Genomic DNA, 16,374 nt, shown 5'->3' on the forward strand with positions numbered 1-16,374 from the left:
GGCTCGTCATTGGATGACGAAGCTACACCTTTTTTATAATGGATCGAACCTGTCGACTATAACGGCGATCTGCTATGGTACTATTTTTCGCCTTTATCTGCTGTGTTGTAAGTTGTGTGAGTCCAGAATCTATTTTCGAGATGCTCTTGTATTGGATACATCATCACAATAGAAGGCTCGCTTTCCGCGAGAGAACAGCACCAGCATGACATGAACGAACAATACCAAGAGAATAAGTCCATGCAGACCAAAGATTCCGACAGAGATCCATACCTTATAAGGTTCAAGCATCGCGTTTTCGTTCAGAAAGGCATAATCCGTTATGAGTTGAGCAAAGGTTACAAAAAGCCAAGGAACGTAAAGTGCAAGTAACCTTTTGAAAAGGGATGTGCTGGAAGGTTCGCCGGTCTTCCGGTTAACATATCTGAATCGCATCAGGGCTGACCCCGGAGTTTTGCCATTTCGCAATGATGGAATAAAGAAAAATACAAACAGCATGGCAATCATCGTATTTAGCGCGCTGATGATGGCATTCGTATTACTCCAGTTAAAAATGGACATCAGATTGGACAAGAACACGACAACTACACCGTCAATGATAAGCGCAATCAATTGAGGTACGGGATAGACCTTGTTTTGTTCCAGGATCTGCTCGCTCTTCGCCTGAATGCTCGCACGAGATGGGAATAAGGCAAGTATGATGGGTGCCGCGAAAAATCCAAGTACCGTTCCTGAAGTATTCAATAGCAGGTCATCCACATCAAACAGCCGATAAGGGCAATCGTAATAACCGTAGAAGCCGGTGATTTGGGTAATCTCAAAGAACAGGGACAAGCCAAATCCGCTTAACAAAGCCTGTTTCCAGTAGGATCTTTTTTGCCAAAAATACCGGATGTACACGCCAAGTGGCATGAGAAGCATGACGTTGAACAGAACCTGCAGAAAAGCTCTGCCCTGAATCATTCCAATATAGCTGGCAGGCTGAGACCACACGATCGGTGTTTCTTTCATAATATCTTTCACAAAGGTGAATGGAACAAGGTTGTAATATACGGTATCCGCTGCCTGCTGCGCACATGTATTACGAGTGGTCGGGAAAGGAAGAATAACCAGACAGTATGCAGCCAGCAGGTAAAAAATAAATGAAAAGCTGACGGCAAATCGCGACCAGCTAAAAAATCCATCTTTCCGATATCCGTAGATTAACCAGGGCACCAGCAGAAACATGGCGATAATGACAAAAATCAGGAATGCCGTTTGGACAGGAAAAACATAGGGTGACATAGCAGAAACTCCTTTTATCGGAAATGTATATGTGTATGTGTACAATTCGTGTGAGATATGACTTTGAATCGTATTATTTTCGTGGTGATACTCCAGAATGTTTCTTCTTGAACTTCAGTATAAGGAGCCTTCCTTAAATCAGGGGGCGTCGTAATCTTAAATTTAGTTTAAATTCATTAACCTCTTCTTATGTGGAAGAATGGACTGTATTCCCGTATACTTGCGAGAAAGCCACAAAATGAATGGAGAGTTTAATACATATGTCTAATTTGCCTAACTGCCCCAAATGTAATTCCGAATATACTTACGAGGACGGTAATTTGTTGGTGTGTCCAGAGTGTGCGCACGAATGGGCGCCAGTGTCTGAACAAGAGAATGCGGAAGAAACGAAAGTAGTACGCGATTCGAACGGTAATGTCCTGAATGATGGCGATACTGTTACGGTCATTAAGGATCTGAAGGTGAAAGGCAGCTCGCTGGTGGTTAAGCAGGGCACCAAAGTCAAAAACATTCGTCTGATTGACGGTGACCACGACATCGACTGCAAAATCGACAGCCTGGGCGCGATGAAGCTGAAGTCCGAGTTTGTGAAAAAAATCTAGCAAAACTCTTTAGGTACGCTGGATTGCCATATTACTGGTCTCGTTTTTAAGCCATAAGGAACGTTCATTTCTGCAATGCTGTGGAAGTGAAGGTTCTTTTTTGTTGTGTGGAGAAAGAAGCAAGATGAATAAAGTAGTATTATAATGTTATAATTAAGTGATTATAATGATATTGGAGGGAAGTTATGCAGATCAAACCATCAACTACAATACGCAAGGACTATAACGGGTTCTCTAAATATTGTCATGAGCTGGATGAGCCCGTGATACTTACCCGCAATGGAGAAGCTGATTTAGTCGTGATGAGCCATGAAGCGTTCCGGAGAATGGAAGCCAGAAACGCGTTGCAATCCAAATTACTCGTTGCAGAGAAACAGGTGGCTGAAGGTGAAGAGTTGCCCAGTCACGAGCAAGTGATGACACGATTACGGAGAAAATTGGATGCTTCCAAAACAGAGTAGTATCCGATATACTCCTGCTGCTGTTGATGATCTGGACGAAATTTTCTCTTATATATCTAAGGATAACGTGGAACAGGCAGAGAAAATGCTTAATAAACTGGATGGAAAAATAAGAAACATTGCCGATTTTCCTAATATAGGCTCTGTTTTGTCAGAGGACGATTATCACCTGATCCAGAGAGGATACCGTTTTATCGTCGTTTCTCCCTATCTGGTTTTCTACCGCATTGTTGGAGAGGATATTATCATTTATCGCATCTTGCATGGGCGGAGAGATTACCTCCGGGATTTATTTGAAATGAATTGACAGGAAATATTTAGAAGCACTATACTAGTTAAAATTTAACAGTCAAACGCAATGATCAGGAGTAATAAGGCTCAAGGTTTGGTCCAGAGAACTGTCGCTATGGTGCAAGGCAGTCCAACCTTCCCCAACTCACCTGTGAGCAGCAGGGTCGAATCGTAGTTACGTAAGTATCATCATTGTTCAGCGCACGAAGGGCTGGATGTTGAAAATGATGCTATATCTCTGACTTCGTGTAGATTCTGACGGTTAACCTCCGTCATCAGGTCCTGAGATGCTATGGCAGGATAGGTTAGAGAATGTTGTTTCCAATCCTGTTCATGGATCAAGAAGAGTGGTACCGCGAAGGTCAGACCTGTCGCCTCTTAGTTGAGGTGGCAGGTTTTTTGTTTTTTTATATGGCCTTTAATGTTGAGAAAAGGCAGGTGCAGAATCATGGAAAGATCGCGTGTGATTGACTATTATTCCAGATTTGACGAGTGGGGAAGGTTGGACCGGGAACCGCTGGAGTTCATCATTAACATGCATTATATCCGAGAGTCACTCCCGGCAACCGGACTTGTGCTGGATAATGGTGCAGGGCCCGGAAAATATGCGATGGAGCTTGCCAAACTCGGATACCGTGTCACACTGTCAGACCTGACCCCTGGATCTGTTGATATAGCTCAGCAGAAGGCAAAGGAATTGGATCTGACACAGCAGTTTGACGGATTTCACGTATTGGATGCAACCCATCTGAACGGTATTGCAGATGAGACATATGATGCCTCTTTGATGCTGGGACCGTTATATCATTTGCAGGTGGAAGAAGAACGAGTGGCTGCGGTACGGGAGCTGCATCGGGTTACCAAGCGTGGAGGAATCGTCTTTGTAGCGATGCAGAGCCGAACGCGAATGGGCATTACTTCTTTGCAATTCCCGCAGCAATGGAAACCGCATGACCACATGGAAGCCATCCGGTCTTTTGTAGAAAAGGGGACGTTCGATCATCCGGATCAGGGACGGTTTACGGGGGCGTACTATTTTAACATTCAGGATATTAACCCATTTATGGAGCAGAACGGATTTGAGACGGTAGACCTGATTGGATCGTCCAGTCTGAGAGCTATGCTCACGGAAGAGCAGCAACAATATTGGAAAGAACGCGGGGAATACGATGAGCTGATCCAGTACATGATTGAGGCGGCCAAAGACCCGTCGATATTGGGAATCTCGTCGCATCTGATGTACATCGGGAGAAGAAAATAATTATGAAAACATTGGATTTGGAGAAGAATATGTCAAGAAAGTGCCCTCTGGAAAACAGGGGGCACTTGTATTTTTCAGCGAAATAGTTCAATATTAAGATAAATAACAAAAGGTGATCTACTTACAATAGGTTAGATGAACGGCGGATCGCTTCATAACAGGGAGGAACAGACAATGGAAATCGGAATTAGTACATTTGTAGAGACAAACCCGGATGTAAATACAGGAGAACTTATAAGTCATGCGCAGCGTATTCGCGACGTCGTTGAGGAAATAGTTTTGGCAGATCAGGTGGGGCTGGATGTATATGGCGTGGGTGAGCATCACCGTTCTGACTATGCCGCTTCATCACCAGCTGTCATTCTGGCCGCCGCAGCTTCACAGACCAAACGCATTCGCCTAACCAGCGCTGTAACGTTGCTATCTTCGGCTGATCCGGTGCGGGTATTTCAGGATTTTGCAACACTGGACGGCATTTCGAATGGGCGTGCGGAGATTATGGCAGGACGGGGGTCATTTATTGAATCCTTTCCTTTGTTTGGTTACGATCTGAACGACTACGATGAACTATTCGACGAGAAATTGGAGCTTCTCCTGAAGCTGCGTGATTCGGAAAAAGTAACCTGGCAGGGCAAGCACCGCCCTTCCTTTAACAATCTGGGCATCTATCCACGTCCGGTACAGGAGAAGCTGCCCGTATGGATCGGCAGTGGTGGTAACCAGGAATCGGTTGTCCGCGCGGGTCTGCTTGGATTACCGCTGGTACTCGCCATTATTGGTGGTCGCCCCGTTCAATTCGCACCATTGGTGGAACTATACAAAAAAGCAGCGGCACATGCAGGGCACGACGCATCCAAACTGACTGTGGCTTCTCATTCTCATGGGTTCATTGCGGATACAACCGATGAAGCGGTAGAGAAATTCTTCCCGCCAGCTCAGGCTACAATGAATATGTTGGGCCGTGAACGTGGTTGGGGACACTATAGCCGTGCAACCTTTGACGCGGCACGCAGTCTGGAAGGTGCACTGTATGTGGGTGATGTAGATACCGTTGCTCAGAAGATCATCTACCTGCGCAAAGAAGTCGGTATCACACGCTTCATGTTACACACTCCCCTGGGCACGATGCCGCATGAGGATGTAATGAGAGCCATTGAGCTGCTCGGCAAAGAAGTAGCGCCGAAAGTGCGCGCCGAAATTTCGCGTTGGGAAGCTGAGAATCAGTAAACATGTTAAATCGGCTGAAATCCGATACAGAAGATAGATTAAAGCAAGAAAGGAGCATGCCAGGTATATTACGCCTAGGCATGCTCCTTTTCGTTTGTTTTATAAGACTAGATTCAATGCTTATCAATTCCCAGATACTCCAACAAGGGAGAGAACAACCATGGACAACGTATGATCATATAGCCTTTTGGCGGCTTCTTCACTCTCAATATGGCCTCCCAAATACAGATGGATGACACCATGCAGAGGGGCCCAGATCATGCGGACTGCGAGCAGGAGATCGTTCTCCTTAAGCATTCCCTGCTCCATTGCGGCCGCAACTAGGGAAGTAATTTGTTTGAGAGCAGTTGCTGTTCCTTGCAGACTCTCTGCATCTGGTTTGAATTCTGCAAATGAACCGCCAAACATCAGCTGATAGAAGCTGGATTGTGAGATCCCGAAATCCCAGTAGGCATAAGCGAGGTCACGAAAATATGTCTCGAATGATGCTTGCTGAGGCACAGATTCGAACGATTGGGACAGGAGGGCGCACCCCTCCATGTATAGGTATTTGGCTAACCCTTCTTTTTTACCGAAGAGGTTATATATGATTTTGGTGGAGCACTCCATTCGTTCAGCCACACGCCGAACCGTGACGGCTTCGGGACCGTGCTCTTGCAGCAAAGACGCGGCAGCATGCACAATATTTTGGCGCAGGTTTTCGGAGTGCTGAAGTCTGGCTTCCTGAAAGGTAGTGACCGTGTGAGCGGATTGTTTGGAACCCGAATTGTGATCTTTCATCTATCTCATCCTCATACATCCATATTGTTGTTTAACGGAAACCGTGTTTCTTATCGTCATTCTACTGTTTTACGCTGGAAATCGTCAAATGATCAAAAGAAGTTGACAGTAAGAAGACAAGAGAGTACGATGATTTCAATAGGAAACATTGTTTCTGATAAAAAACAACTGTTCGAGAAAAGGGTGGATGAGATATGAAACAAGTTCAAAATCAATGGGTACTCATTACGGGGGCTTCTTCAGGAATTGGGCAGACTTTTGCATTGGAGATGGCTTCAAAAGGAAAACATGTGGTCTTGGTGGCTCGATCGGAGTCCAAATTGCGTCAACTGGCCGAACGGATTGAGCGAACCTATCAAGTGAAGACGGAAGTGATTGTAGCGGATCTATCCCAAGCGGATGCACCACAACACGTTTATGAGGAATGTATGAATCGGGGCATACAGGTCAATGTATTAATCAACAATGCGGGATTTGCCACGCATGGAATGTTTGAGCAGGTGGATGGTGCACGGCAGCAGGAAGAGATTATGCTGAATGTACTCGCAGTCATGAACATGACCCATCTTTTCCTGCCAGGTATGCTGCAAAAACGGAACGGTACGATCATTAACGTTTCTTCAACGGCTGCTTTTCAACCTGACCCATACATGGCTGTGTATGGGGCCACGAAATCTTTCGTTCTTTCTTTTACAGAGGCATTGTATGAAGAGAACCGGAAGCGAGGCGTTCAGTTTTTGGCTCTATGCCCTGGCTCAACCGACACCTCATTCTTTGATGTAGTAGGAGCCGAAGAGGCTTCGGTAGGCAAACGGGATACGCCCGAGCATGTTGTGGAAGTAGCGATGAAGGCGTTGGAGTCAGGTAAACCGTATGCTGTACCAGGTGCCTCCAATTACTGGACGGCCCAGTTCGCTCGCCTTATGCCGCGCAGACAAATGTTGCGGATCGTAGGTGGCATGCTTCAGCCCCGATCGAAGAGTGGTAAACCGAAAAAAGCACAGGCTTAACCGTAACAAACGGAAATACGCTGCCAGCGAGAATCCTCACTGGCAGCGTCTATATCTGAACAATCTTCAATACTCCATAAGCCATTACTGCATCCGGCAGCCCTAAAGCAATTACCTGTGATCTTAGTCCCAACCCTAGCCCTACTTATTAGATCAATTCATCTCGTAGAATCCATTCTAACTCTCACTCCATCAGTATCTAATCCTGTACTTCTCCACTCACCTGATTTCCGTTCTTCATCAGGGTGTAGCGAATGACCTCACCACTCCAGAAGTGAAAAGTCAGCTTAATCTGTCCATCATGCAATTCCTTGAGCCAATCTGGTTGCAGCTTAATTTCATTGGTCTCATAGGAGGGCGCAAATGTGGTCAAAAACTCTTTGAACGGTGTCCAGTCCTGTGGAGCTGTGTTCTCACCGGATGAATACACAGCTTCCATCGTGGCAAGCTGATCACCTTGAAATTGGGTGGGAATGGAGAAGGTGTCTATCGTACCTGTTGCCCGGCCCAACTCAGGCTCCGTGGACACAATTACATTCCATTTCCATTCTGCGCCCTGATTAAACTTCGCCGTGAGTATCCCGTTGTTGCCAAGCTTCTCACTTGAGCTAATTAGCCGGGATAACGCAGCGGCTTTGACAGTTAACGTACTGCCACTGAACGAATAGTCTGTTCCAGTTCGCAGCATCTGCTCGTCCGCATACAGGGAAACCAACTTGTTACCGTTTAACTTGATCGTCAATGGCTTGTCTTCCACAGGCGCACCTTGTCTGAAATAGAGCAGATCTCTTTCTCCTAAGGCAGAGCGACCCGTCCAACTAGCTTGGATCATCCGCAACAAATCCGGGTCTGTCCACTGGAAGGTCTCGCGGTTCAGATGCTGACCGTTGTCCCACAACATGGATGCGATTTTCTTTTCCTTTACCAGATAGCCGATGAATTCAAAATATTTCAGCTTCTCTCCCTGTTCGATAACATCGATATGTTTGTCAAAACCGAGCAGGCCATATTCGCCTAGAATAACGGGAATACCCTGAACAACCAGCGTGTTGTACACATTATTAAACGTGCTGGCCGCATCATTTTTCGTATCCGTATCGAAGGTGGTATGCCCTGCAATATTGACGCTAAACGGCCAGTATCCGTAATAATGCACCGTAGCAATTAGGTTGTGATCCTTCAGCTCAGAGATCGTCTGATGCAAACTGTCCAGTCTCACCTGTGTTGGCGAACCTTCCAGCGTGGGCAGGACCAAAGGGCGCTCACTGTTATTTCTACCTGTTTGCCGCACCAGTTCCACAAATGCGGTGTTCAATTCATGCAAAAGCTCCAGCTGTCGCGCCTCATTAATATTGCTGCCTGAGCCCATGTCGCCAGCATTTGTTGCTCCGCGGCTAAAGCGCGGTTCGTTAACACTCTCAAACATCAGCTTACGTGGTTCATCTTTGAACTGCTTGGCAATCTGAGTCCATACGGCTTTGTACCGGGAAAGCACCTGATCGTGGTCATTGTCCAGTTGGCTGATCCACAGATAGGAATCATGATGAACGTTCACGACAACATAGAGATTGGCATCCAGCGCCCATCGGACAATCTCCTGAACACGTGCCATGTAGGCCGGATCAACAGTGTAGTCGGGTGCTTCCCCGATATGCCCATCCCATGTGACGGGAATGCGAATACTCCGAAATCCCTGGGCAGCAATCTGCTGTATCAGTTCGCGGGTTACTCGTGGGTTGCCCCAGTAGGTTTCATCAGGTCCGACCGTATCCAGGGAATTTCCGAGGTTCCATCCTGGCTGCATCCCGTCGACATAGCTTTGTAACGGACCAAAAGCCGTCATTTCATGTTGTCTGGCAAGTTCAGACTTGGCTGCGGATGCAGGCAAAGGAAGCAGAATAAACAGACATAAAGTGATGCAAACAAGCGTCAGGACGAATTGGTGGCTAGGTGGGTTCATGAGGACTCCTTTAGATAGGCATACATCGTTAATATCGTTAGTGAAGCTTGATGTATTGCATTATATCAAAATGAACATCTGCATGAATCAAGTATTTTGATTTACACCTGTTACTGCGTGTTCTCCGACTCGTACTTCTCCCGATGCTCCTTCTTCATTTTCACATAGTCCGGGTCCGTTTTGGCGATCTCCCATTGGGCTTTGAAAATGGCTGCTGATTCAGCCTTTACCTCATCATTCTGATAAGGCAGGATGGTGCCGTCCTCTTTCGAATATTTGCGTCCACCTTTATGATTCGTATAACGCCTTGCCCGCGTGTAACCCATCTGCAGAAACTTGCGCGCCATATCCATACCGACAAAGTCATCCTTTTCTTATATTCCAAAAATAATTCATAGATCTTCTGCGAGGATTCTGTTGCAATCTCGGGTGTTTTGAACCGCCAATGCGGTAAAATTTCGCTTTTGTAGGGCGCCACCATTAATACGCCTTGCTCTCCCCGGCCAACGGTATACAGTTCAGGCTGCTTGCGCAGATCAAGCTCATCGTAATTGAGGTTGTAATCAAACTTTTTCATGGAATCCGTTCCTCCTTGAAGATTATTGTTCCTTTCCACCTCTTTACCCCGATTCTTGTACAACAAGCACGGTTAATGGGAAAGAAGATGGCAGGAGAACAATATTGGGGAACTATTCTGATATGGATCTGTTTCTGTTGACCAATGAGCAGGTGCTTGAAGCGTACATGGCTTTAGAGCAGATGACACCCGAGGAATTGAAGGAACGGTTTAGCCTGGAGCAAATGGTGGCTGAGGGCGTGTATCCGGTCATGGAGGATTGGGATGCGGATGCAGACGAGACTTTCCAGGAAATCGTGCAGACACTGGATGATATTCAGGCTTTATATCAGGCAGCTGCCGCAAGCGGGAACGGGATGGTCTTTTATATTTTCTAAGCTCCCACCTTCGTCTGTTTAATTCGTCATCATTCCGGTTATTGATAGAAACAAGGCATATGCCTTAAAAATCCGGTAGAAGAGAGGGAATACGATATGACACAGGACCAGAATGAAGAGAACAAAGCCATTCAAGACGACGAGCCGGATCAATTTGAAACCCCTACACGTACCGATGGGAAAGAATCGGATGAGGATAGTGACAACGAGGCAGAAGGCAAAGAACGGGAATAAACCACAGCTGTTTATGATTGGACTAAGCATAGTGTTATCGTATTGAAGCCAACCACACTAATGCTAAATTATACGTCATATCCGAGGTCGGACATTTGTTCGGCCTTTTTTTGGTATTTATTTATCGATCCGGTTTACAACAATTACCTATAACCCTCATAATAGGAGTGAACCACATTTTTCCTAAGGAGGAGATCGTATCAAAAATCACAAGCTATTGAAGTGGATTGCCGTACCACTCGTTTTGATGATGGTTGCGCTTACGGGATGTCAGGCCGTAGGTGGTGTAGATATTGGCAAGGCCGTTATCAACAGTACAACCGTCAAGTCCGGTGAATCCAAACAGTCCATGCATATAAAAATCGAACCTACAGCAAACCTCGTCGAAGAGGATGCGCTTCAAATGATTGAACTCATTAATTCCATTTCATTGAATATTGAAGATGCCAAAGTGAAGGACTCCAGCACGGCGTCTGTCAAAGGTACACTGAGTATGCAAGGAAAGAAATTGCCTTTCCATCTGTCGATGGATAAATCGGAAATGGTTATTGATGTGGACGGAGCGCAGAAGCCTCTATACATATCTTTGGAGGATGACACACTTCCTATGCTAGATACAAAGGCGTTGGAGAAGCAGATCGAGGAGCTTTCCCCAAAAGTGCTGACCTTCGCGCTGAAGCATTTGTCCAACCCGAAAAATATTTCCGTAACCCCGGTACAGGAATCGGTTAACGGTGAATCACTCAGCCTCTCCAAGCTGCATGTGGAGATCAGCGGTGAAGAGCTTCTTGCCATGGTTAAACCGTTTCTGACCAGTGTTGCTCAGGATGAGCAAGGGCTCAAGGATCTGATTGGAGATCTGTATGATGTGTTCTATCCTATCATGGTTACGATCAACACGGTTGATAATGGTGATGGCAGTGCCCTGCCTTCTACGATTAGCGAATCACGGGATGCTGAGGTTGCTTCAATTTATGAAATGATTAAAGGTGGCCTTGACGAGATTCTTGCCAATTATGACAAGGAACTCAATAGTTTGTTGACCGAAACGCCTGAACTGAAGACGGTGTTCGGAACAGAAACCAAGCTCCAATTGGACTTTTATCTCGACAGCGCACTGAATATTCGCAAACAGAACTATGATTTCAAAGTAGCGTTACCTGCCTCGGAAGATCTGCCGATCAAATCTGTCTCCGTATATGGTGACAGCGAACTGTGGAATATTGGTGGACCAGTGACTGTGGATGCCGTGGACAAAACGGGTGGTGCAATTGATCTGATGCAGGGAGATATCACGCCAGGTCAGATGCTGCGCAATTTCGATTCCAATTCACTTGTGTATCAATTGTTAAAAGATGAAGCAGGCATCACGCGCAAAAATGTCATGCTGTATCCGGACGACGAATCCTATGGCGCAATCACCGTTAAAAATACGACCTTTGTTCCTCTGCGCTATCTGTCTGAGGAATTGGATGCCGAAGTGAAATGGACCAAAGGGTCGGAGAAAATCGTCGTCATCGACGATATCACCGACAATGAAATTGTCCTGACTATAGGTTCCAAGAAGGCAACCGTTGCAGGCAAGGAAGTAACGATGGTCGAACCCGCTTATGTGGGTAAGAACGGTAAAACTTATGTACCGCTGCGCTTTATGGCAGAGTCTCTCGGGGCATCTGTAGATAAGGAAAAAGAAACAGGCTGGATTTTCATCGACCGGCCTTAAGTAAGATTTGTATGTAAACCGTAAGTTGAGAGGGGATTTCAGAGTATGCCAGATTTCTTGTAATGTTCATAAAAGAACACCGAAAAAATTCCGTTAGACCATTAACGGGATACGTGTGTTCTTTTTGACCCATTACGAGGAGCTTCGGCGTTTCTGAAATGATGAAACGAATCGAGGAGTGCCTCTAATTGGAGGTGCTCCTTTTTGTCGTGTCATCCCAAATAAATCCTCAGAGGTGTTACATATGGAAACTCAATTAAACATCCAATTACGGCGTGCTCAACAAGAAGATGCGGTTATGCTGGCAGGGATATGCACCCGAGCCTTCGATCATGCGATTCAAGTCTGGGCTAAGGGAGTGGAAGATCTGGACAGCAATATTTGTCCACCCGGCTATTCTTCTGTTCGCATGCACAGTTACGTGATCCGCGAATGGGATTATTACGTTATAGAATGTGATGGTTGCGCCATTGGTGGAGTCAGTGTAAATGTGTTGGGGAGTAAGCATGTGAGGCTGGATAAAATCTTTATTGACCCCATCTGGCAGGGGCGGGGCATAGGATCACAGGTCATCCGGCTTGTTGAGGCCGAATTCCCGGAGATTGGGATATGGAAGCTGGAGACCTCGGGAAGACAACGGGATAACCATCATTTTTATGAGAAAATGGGTTATGTCTGTCTCTATGCGTCTGAAGATGAATATGGATATGAGAAAATCATAACAACAGAGTCTAAAGTCCAGCTCCCATCCGAAGAGTTATCCACCGTTAAGGGTGAGTCGGTTAATGAATTTTACCAAGCTAATCTGAATTCAGTCCGCTTCAGCACCAGCAATCTTCAGAATATCCGAATGACTGATTGCAACCTGAGTGGAGGCAAATTAACCAATCTGAATATGACTCACATATTATTGGCTGACTTGCGTTTGACGGATAGCAAGATTGAGTTCTGTGCTTTGGACGGCGTTCATTTTGAGGATACACATCTCGGCCCAGACAGAATACCCATGCGTTGGGAACAATGTGACCTCAAAGGTAGTCGTTTCAATAACTGCGATCTTTCTGGCGTACAGTTGGAACAGTGCGAGGTAGCAGGGATGAGAATCAATGGAGTGGCTGTAGAAGAATTGCTTGCTGCTTATGAGTCCATGAAAGCCAAAAGCTGAATTACTCGCATAGTAATATGAAAAGCCCGTTTCCGGCCTTTGTGCTGGAAATGGGCTTTTTTGTTGTTACTTTATAAAGAAGGGCGAATTCCATCCGAAATCCGTCATGATGCGATCAGAGTCAGTTGTGCTGCAAAGCCTGAGGCTTTTTGCTAAACCCGGTACTTCCCGCGGTAAAGCCCATCTGTTGGTAGAATTCATGTGCAGCTTCACGATCTGGTCGATTGCCGCTGTTTAGGGACAAGGAATCCACACCATGAGTGGCAGCCCACTGCTCCGCTGCTTCAATCAGCTGACGGCCTATGCCGGAGCCTCTGAACTGGTCATGTACGATCAAGGCCATGATGCGGCAGTGTCTTCCGTTTTTTTCATATAGGTAAGATGTTTGCAGTCCTATTAATCCAACGACACGGCCACGGACTTCGGCAACCAACGTTGCAAAGTTTGAATCCGCAGCGATGTGTGAATAGCGCTCCTTCATCTCGGCATACGTGGTTGGGTAACCGAGTTGATCCATAAGAATGACCATATCCTGCAGATCTTCATGGGAACTGTTACGAATCGTTACATTTAGGTTCATGAGCGTGTGGCCTCCTTTTGGCGTTCTTTTAACGAGAGATCAATGATGGAATCCAGCAAACCGGCAAAGGAGATACCAGCAGCGGCTGCACTTTTGGGCAGCAGGCTATTTCGGGTAAGACCCGGCAGCGTGTTCACCTCAAGCACATAGGGCATGCCATCCCGAATCATCATGTCCACACGGGCATAGACACTGCATTTTAACACCCGGTAACAGGTTAGTGCCGCCGCTTCTACACGTTTGTGCAAATCGGCAGGCAAATGGACGACCTGCTCCTCAGCGCCGCCGTCATTATATTTGGAGGTGTAATCAAAAAAATCGGCATTTGAACGAATCGAAATAACAGGAAGCATCTGACCATCCAGGACGGCGCAGGTAATCTCCTCACCCTCAATATATTGCTCGATCATGACGACTTCGTCCCAGACGAGTGCCGCTTCTACAGCCGCCTGAAGAGCCGAGGGCTCCTGCACCACTTGTGTACCGATGCTGGAACCGCCTGAATTGGGCTTTACCACAACGGGATACGTTAACTGCTGCACAGCGGTTGATGACAATTCATCCAGACTGCTTACCTGAAGCCACTCGCCGGTAGGTACACCCGCATGCTGGATGAGCCGTTTGGACATATCTTTGTCCATGCAAACACTGCTCGCGAGTACACCACAGCCTGTATAAGGGACGCCAAGCGACTCTAACGTACCCTGAATCGTGCCATCCTCGCCGTATTTGCCGTGCAGAGCGAGCAGTGCCACATCCAATCCTGCAGCTTTCTCGATGAGATCTCGTTTACTGTTGATCTCCACCGGAATAACCTCATACTTCTGTCTATCCAGATGGTTGATCATCTCCTGTCCGGTGAGCAGGGAAACATCCCGCTCCGAAGATGTGCCACCCATAATCACGCCAACTTTCATGTGTAATCCTCCTCATTTCATTTGAGCAACCGTCTCGCCAATGATGCGAATGCCTTTGCGGATGTTCTCATCGCTGACCCGGGAGAAGCCCAAACGCATCGTGTTATGTCCCTGGCCCGGTTCAAGATAAAAGGTATCCCCGGGCATGAAGGTAACGCCTTTTAGCTTGCAAGCCGCCAGCAGCTCCCTCGTATGGTATTCCGGTGGGAATTGTACGAACAGGTGAAGTCCGCCTTCACCGGAAACCCGGCACATCGGCAGATACTGCCGCAAAGAGCGGACGACCAGCTCATATTTTCGCTTGTACTCCGTACGGGCCCGCTTCAAATATTTCTCGAAATTGCCGTTGCTCAGATATTGATAGAGCAGGGACTGATCCAGCGTCGAGGTATGAATGCTGCGCGCCCGTTTCATGCTTTCCAGATAATCAATCAGTGCCGCATCCGCAATGATCCAGCCTACCCGCAGTCCCGGAAACAGTACCTTGGAGAAGCTACCCAGATACACGAGTCCGTTCCCTTTGCCCACACTGGCAATCAGTGGAGAGACGTGGGAACCGGAATACCGCAATTCCTCGTTAAAACCGTCTTCAATAATCGGCACCTGGTACTGGTTCATCAACCGAATGATCTCTGTCCGTTTGGCAGGGGACGTGACGATCCCGGTTGGATTATGATAAGAAGGTACGAGATAGGCCAGATCATATGGGGTTACTGCAAGTTCCCGTTCCAGCTGCTTCAGATCCAGACCATCTGGCTCCATATCTACACCGGTCAGGTGGAATTGATGAAGCCTCAAATTTTTGACGGCTGTATGATGTGTCGGGTTTTCACATAAGGCTCTACCGCTTTTTTTGCGCAATGCGCCCAATACCAGATCGAAGCCTTCCGTAAATCCATTGGTAATCAGAATATCTTTGCCGCTCAGATCGACACCCTTATTTTCCATATAACGCAACAAATACTTCATAAGAGGCCTATAGCCTTTCGCATATCCGTAATTCAGCAGCACTTCGCCTTCAAGCGACATCCGGTCGAGGAAGGCTCTTTTAACGTTTTGCATGTCGAACAGCTTCTCATCCGGCGCGATGCTGGTAAAAGAAATCTCACCGCGCTCCGAACCGGAGCCATGCTTCATCAGATCATACTGCTCAGCCTGGATTGCGTAGTCGCTGACGCGTTCATTCCAGTCCAGATGCCACCCGGATGTAGACTCAGGTGCACCAATGGTGGAGCTAACGTAATTGCCTTTGCCTTTGACCGCATAAATCAGGCCCTCCTCCTCAAGTTCAGCATAGGCCAGCAGAATCGTGCTTCGGCTTACTTTCATGAGTGTACTGAGTTCGCGAGTGGAAGGAAGTTTTTGTTTGGCTTGCAGGCCGCCTTTGAGCATCAATCGCTTCATATAATCTTTGACTTGTATATATACAGGGCGGTCCTCCGTCAATTGCAGATCGGAATACATCCCATCACTCCCTTATTTGCTATCTTGCCATATTATAACCCCAGCAGAAAGAACCACGATACCTCTGTTTCCCCGCGGGTGTGGTTGACTGTTTGCGCGCAAATGTAAAAAAGCCCTGGCAACATGCCGGGCTGGGGTGAAACGTGATCCATCTTGTATAGTGCTGCTGCAATAACTTTCTAGGTTGGCGTTGCTTGACTAGTCTCTCTAGGATCGATAGCTACCTGTCCTTCTACGTGTGTCTATTTACTCTCGTACGGCTATAATTGCATGCTTTCTAGGTGAATCCAATTCTATACTGTCTTCGTAAAACTAGGCTCTTTCTACGTTTGCTTGCTGCAAGGGTCGAATAGATGATGAATCAAAATTCTATAAGGCTAGGTTCTTGCTAACTGTACTCTTGTCATGCGCGCGTAACAGAATTCAGTATGAAAAAGATGATCAATCATAGGGTACAATAG

General features: G+C 46.8%; 16 protein-coding genes and 1 pseudogene. 10 read left to right on the forward strand and 7 right to left on the reverse strand.

Going from position 1 to position 16,374, the window contains the following annotated elements:
• Positions 1-129: 129 nt before the first annotated feature.
• Positions 130-1,284, reverse strand: a complete 1,155-nt coding sequence (locus ACTWJ7_RS03105; protein ID WP_301880532.1) for a VanZ family protein — start codon at positions 1,282-1,284, stop codon at positions 130-132.
• 260 nt (positions 1,285-1,544) lie between these two features.
• On the opposite strand from ACTWJ7_RS03105, the gene ACTWJ7_RS03110 reads away from it, so the two are divergent.
• The 5 genes from ACTWJ7_RS03110 to ACTWJ7_RS03130 all read left to right on the forward strand — a co-directional run bounded on the left by ACTWJ7_RS03110 (position 1,545) and on the right by ACTWJ7_RS03130 (position 5,126).
• Positions 1,545-1,886 carry a zinc ribbon domain-containing protein YjdM gene (locus ACTWJ7_RS03110; RefSeq protein ID WP_094937374.1) on the forward strand — a complete coding sequence of 114 codons (342 nt, stop codon included), beginning with the start codon at positions 1,545-1,547 and terminating at the stop codon, positions 1,884-1,886.
• 185 nt (positions 1,887-2,071) lie between these two features.
• Entirely contained in the window at positions 2,072-2,347 is a 276-nt protein-coding gene (locus ACTWJ7_RS03115) for a type II toxin-antitoxin system Phd/YefM family antitoxin (RefSeq protein ID WP_301880531.1), read from the forward strand.
• Positions 2,328-2,654: a type II toxin-antitoxin system RelE/ParE family toxin gene (locus tag ACTWJ7_RS03120; RefSeq protein WP_301880530.1), complete on the forward strand. Its 327-nt coding sequence runs from the start codon at positions 2,328-2,330 to the stop codon at positions 2,652-2,654. The genes ACTWJ7_RS03115 and ACTWJ7_RS03120 overlap by 20 nt, the downstream gene beginning before the upstream one ends.
• 432 nt (positions 2,655-3,086) lie before the next feature.
• Positions 3,087-3,899: a class I SAM-dependent methyltransferase gene (locus ACTWJ7_RS03125; RefSeq protein ID WP_301880529.1), complete on the forward strand. Its 813-nt coding sequence runs from the start codon at positions 3,087-3,089 to the stop codon at positions 3,897-3,899.
• A 174-nt stretch (positions 3,900-4,073) separates the two neighbouring features.
• Complete coding sequence (locus ACTWJ7_RS03130) at positions 4,074-5,126, forward strand: LLM class flavin-dependent oxidoreductase (protein ID WP_301880528.1); 1,053 nt, start codon at positions 4,074-4,076, stop codon at positions 5,124-5,126.
• A gap of 123 nt (positions 5,127-5,249) precedes the next feature.
• Here the strand turns inward: ACTWJ7_RS03130 and ACTWJ7_RS03135 are convergent, their stop codons facing one another.
• On the reverse strand, positions 5,250-5,906 hold the full coding sequence (locus ACTWJ7_RS03135) for a TetR/AcrR family transcriptional regulator (RefSeq protein WP_301880527.1): 657 nt from the start codon (positions 5,904-5,906) through the stop codon (positions 5,250-5,252).
• A 194-nt stretch (positions 5,907-6,100) separates the two neighbouring features.
• Between ACTWJ7_RS03135 and ACTWJ7_RS03140 the strand changes: the two genes are divergently transcribed.
• Positions 6,101-6,916 carry an SDR family NAD(P)-dependent oxidoreductase gene (locus ACTWJ7_RS03140; RefSeq protein WP_301880525.1) on the forward strand — a complete coding sequence of 272 codons (816 nt, stop codon included), beginning with the start codon at positions 6,101-6,103 and terminating at the stop codon, positions 6,914-6,916.
• Between the two features lie 199 nt (positions 6,917-7,115).
• Here the strand turns inward: ACTWJ7_RS03140 and ACTWJ7_RS03145 are convergent, their stop codons facing one another.
• A complete protein-coding gene (locus ACTWJ7_RS03145; RefSeq protein WP_301880524.1) occupies positions 7,116-8,876 on the reverse strand; it encodes a cellulase family glycosylhydrolase in 1,761 nt (586 codons plus the stop codon).
• 110 nt (positions 8,877-8,986) lie between these two features.
• A pseudogene (locus ACTWJ7_RS03150) lies at positions 8,987-9,453 on the reverse strand (DUF4385 domain-containing protein).
• A gap of 104 nt (positions 9,454-9,557) precedes the next feature.
• Between ACTWJ7_RS03150 and ACTWJ7_RS03155 the strand changes: the two are divergent.
• From ACTWJ7_RS03155 to ACTWJ7_RS03170, 4 genes are all read left to right on the forward strand, one after another.
• A complete protein-coding gene (locus ACTWJ7_RS03155) occupies positions 9,558-9,830 on the forward strand; it encodes a DUF1877 family protein (protein ID WP_443145120.1) in 273 nt (90 codons plus the stop codon).
• Positions 9,831-9,926: 96 nt separating this feature from the next.
• Positions 9,927-10,064: a hypothetical protein gene (locus tag ACTWJ7_RS03160; protein ID WP_179132740.1), complete on the forward strand. Its 138-nt coding sequence runs from the start codon at positions 9,927-9,929 to the stop codon at positions 10,062-10,064.
• Positions 10,065-10,281: 217 nt separating this feature from the next.
• Positions 10,282-11,787 (forward strand): copper amine oxidase N-terminal domain-containing protein, encoded by a 1,506-nt coding sequence (locus ACTWJ7_RS03165; protein ID WP_301880521.1) that lies wholly within the window; start codon positions 10,282-10,284, stop codon positions 11,785-11,787.
• A gap of 244 nt (positions 11,788-12,031) precedes the next feature.
• A complete protein-coding gene (locus ACTWJ7_RS03170) occupies positions 12,032-12,952 on the forward strand; it encodes a GNAT family N-acetyltransferase (RefSeq protein WP_301880520.1) in 921 nt (306 codons plus the stop codon).
• A gap of 121 nt (positions 12,953-13,073) precedes the next feature.
• Here ACTWJ7_RS03170 and ACTWJ7_RS03175 read toward each other — a convergent pair whose 3' ends face one another.
• The 3 genes from ACTWJ7_RS03175 to pdxR are packed head-to-tail and all read right to left on the reverse strand — an operon-like array spanning position 13,074 to position 15,913.
• Positions 13,074-13,532, reverse strand: a complete 459-nt coding sequence (locus tag ACTWJ7_RS03175) for a GNAT family N-acetyltransferase (RefSeq protein ID WP_301880517.1) — start codon at positions 13,530-13,532, stop codon at positions 13,074-13,076.
• Positions 13,529-14,449 carry a D-alanine--D-alanine ligase gene (locus ACTWJ7_RS03180; protein WP_301880516.1) on the reverse strand — a complete coding sequence of 307 codons (921 nt, stop codon included), beginning with the start codon at positions 14,447-14,449 and terminating at the stop codon, positions 13,529-13,531. The genes ACTWJ7_RS03175 and ACTWJ7_RS03180 overlap by 4 nt, the downstream gene beginning before the upstream one ends.
• A 12-nt stretch (positions 14,450-14,461) precedes the next feature.
• Positions 14,462-15,913 carry a MocR-like pyridoxine biosynthesis transcription factor PdxR gene (pdxR, locus tag ACTWJ7_RS03185; RefSeq protein ID WP_301880515.1) on the reverse strand — a complete coding sequence of 484 codons (1,452 nt, stop codon included), beginning with the start codon at positions 15,911-15,913 and terminating at the stop codon, positions 14,462-14,464.
• Positions 15,914-16,374 lie beyond the last annotated feature (461 nt).

The sequence above is a fragment of the Paenibacillus sp. 1A_MP2 genome, from assembly GCF_052244825.1.
GTDB lineage: Bacteria > Bacillota > Bacilli > Paenibacillales > Paenibacillaceae > Paenibacillus > Paenibacillus vandeheii.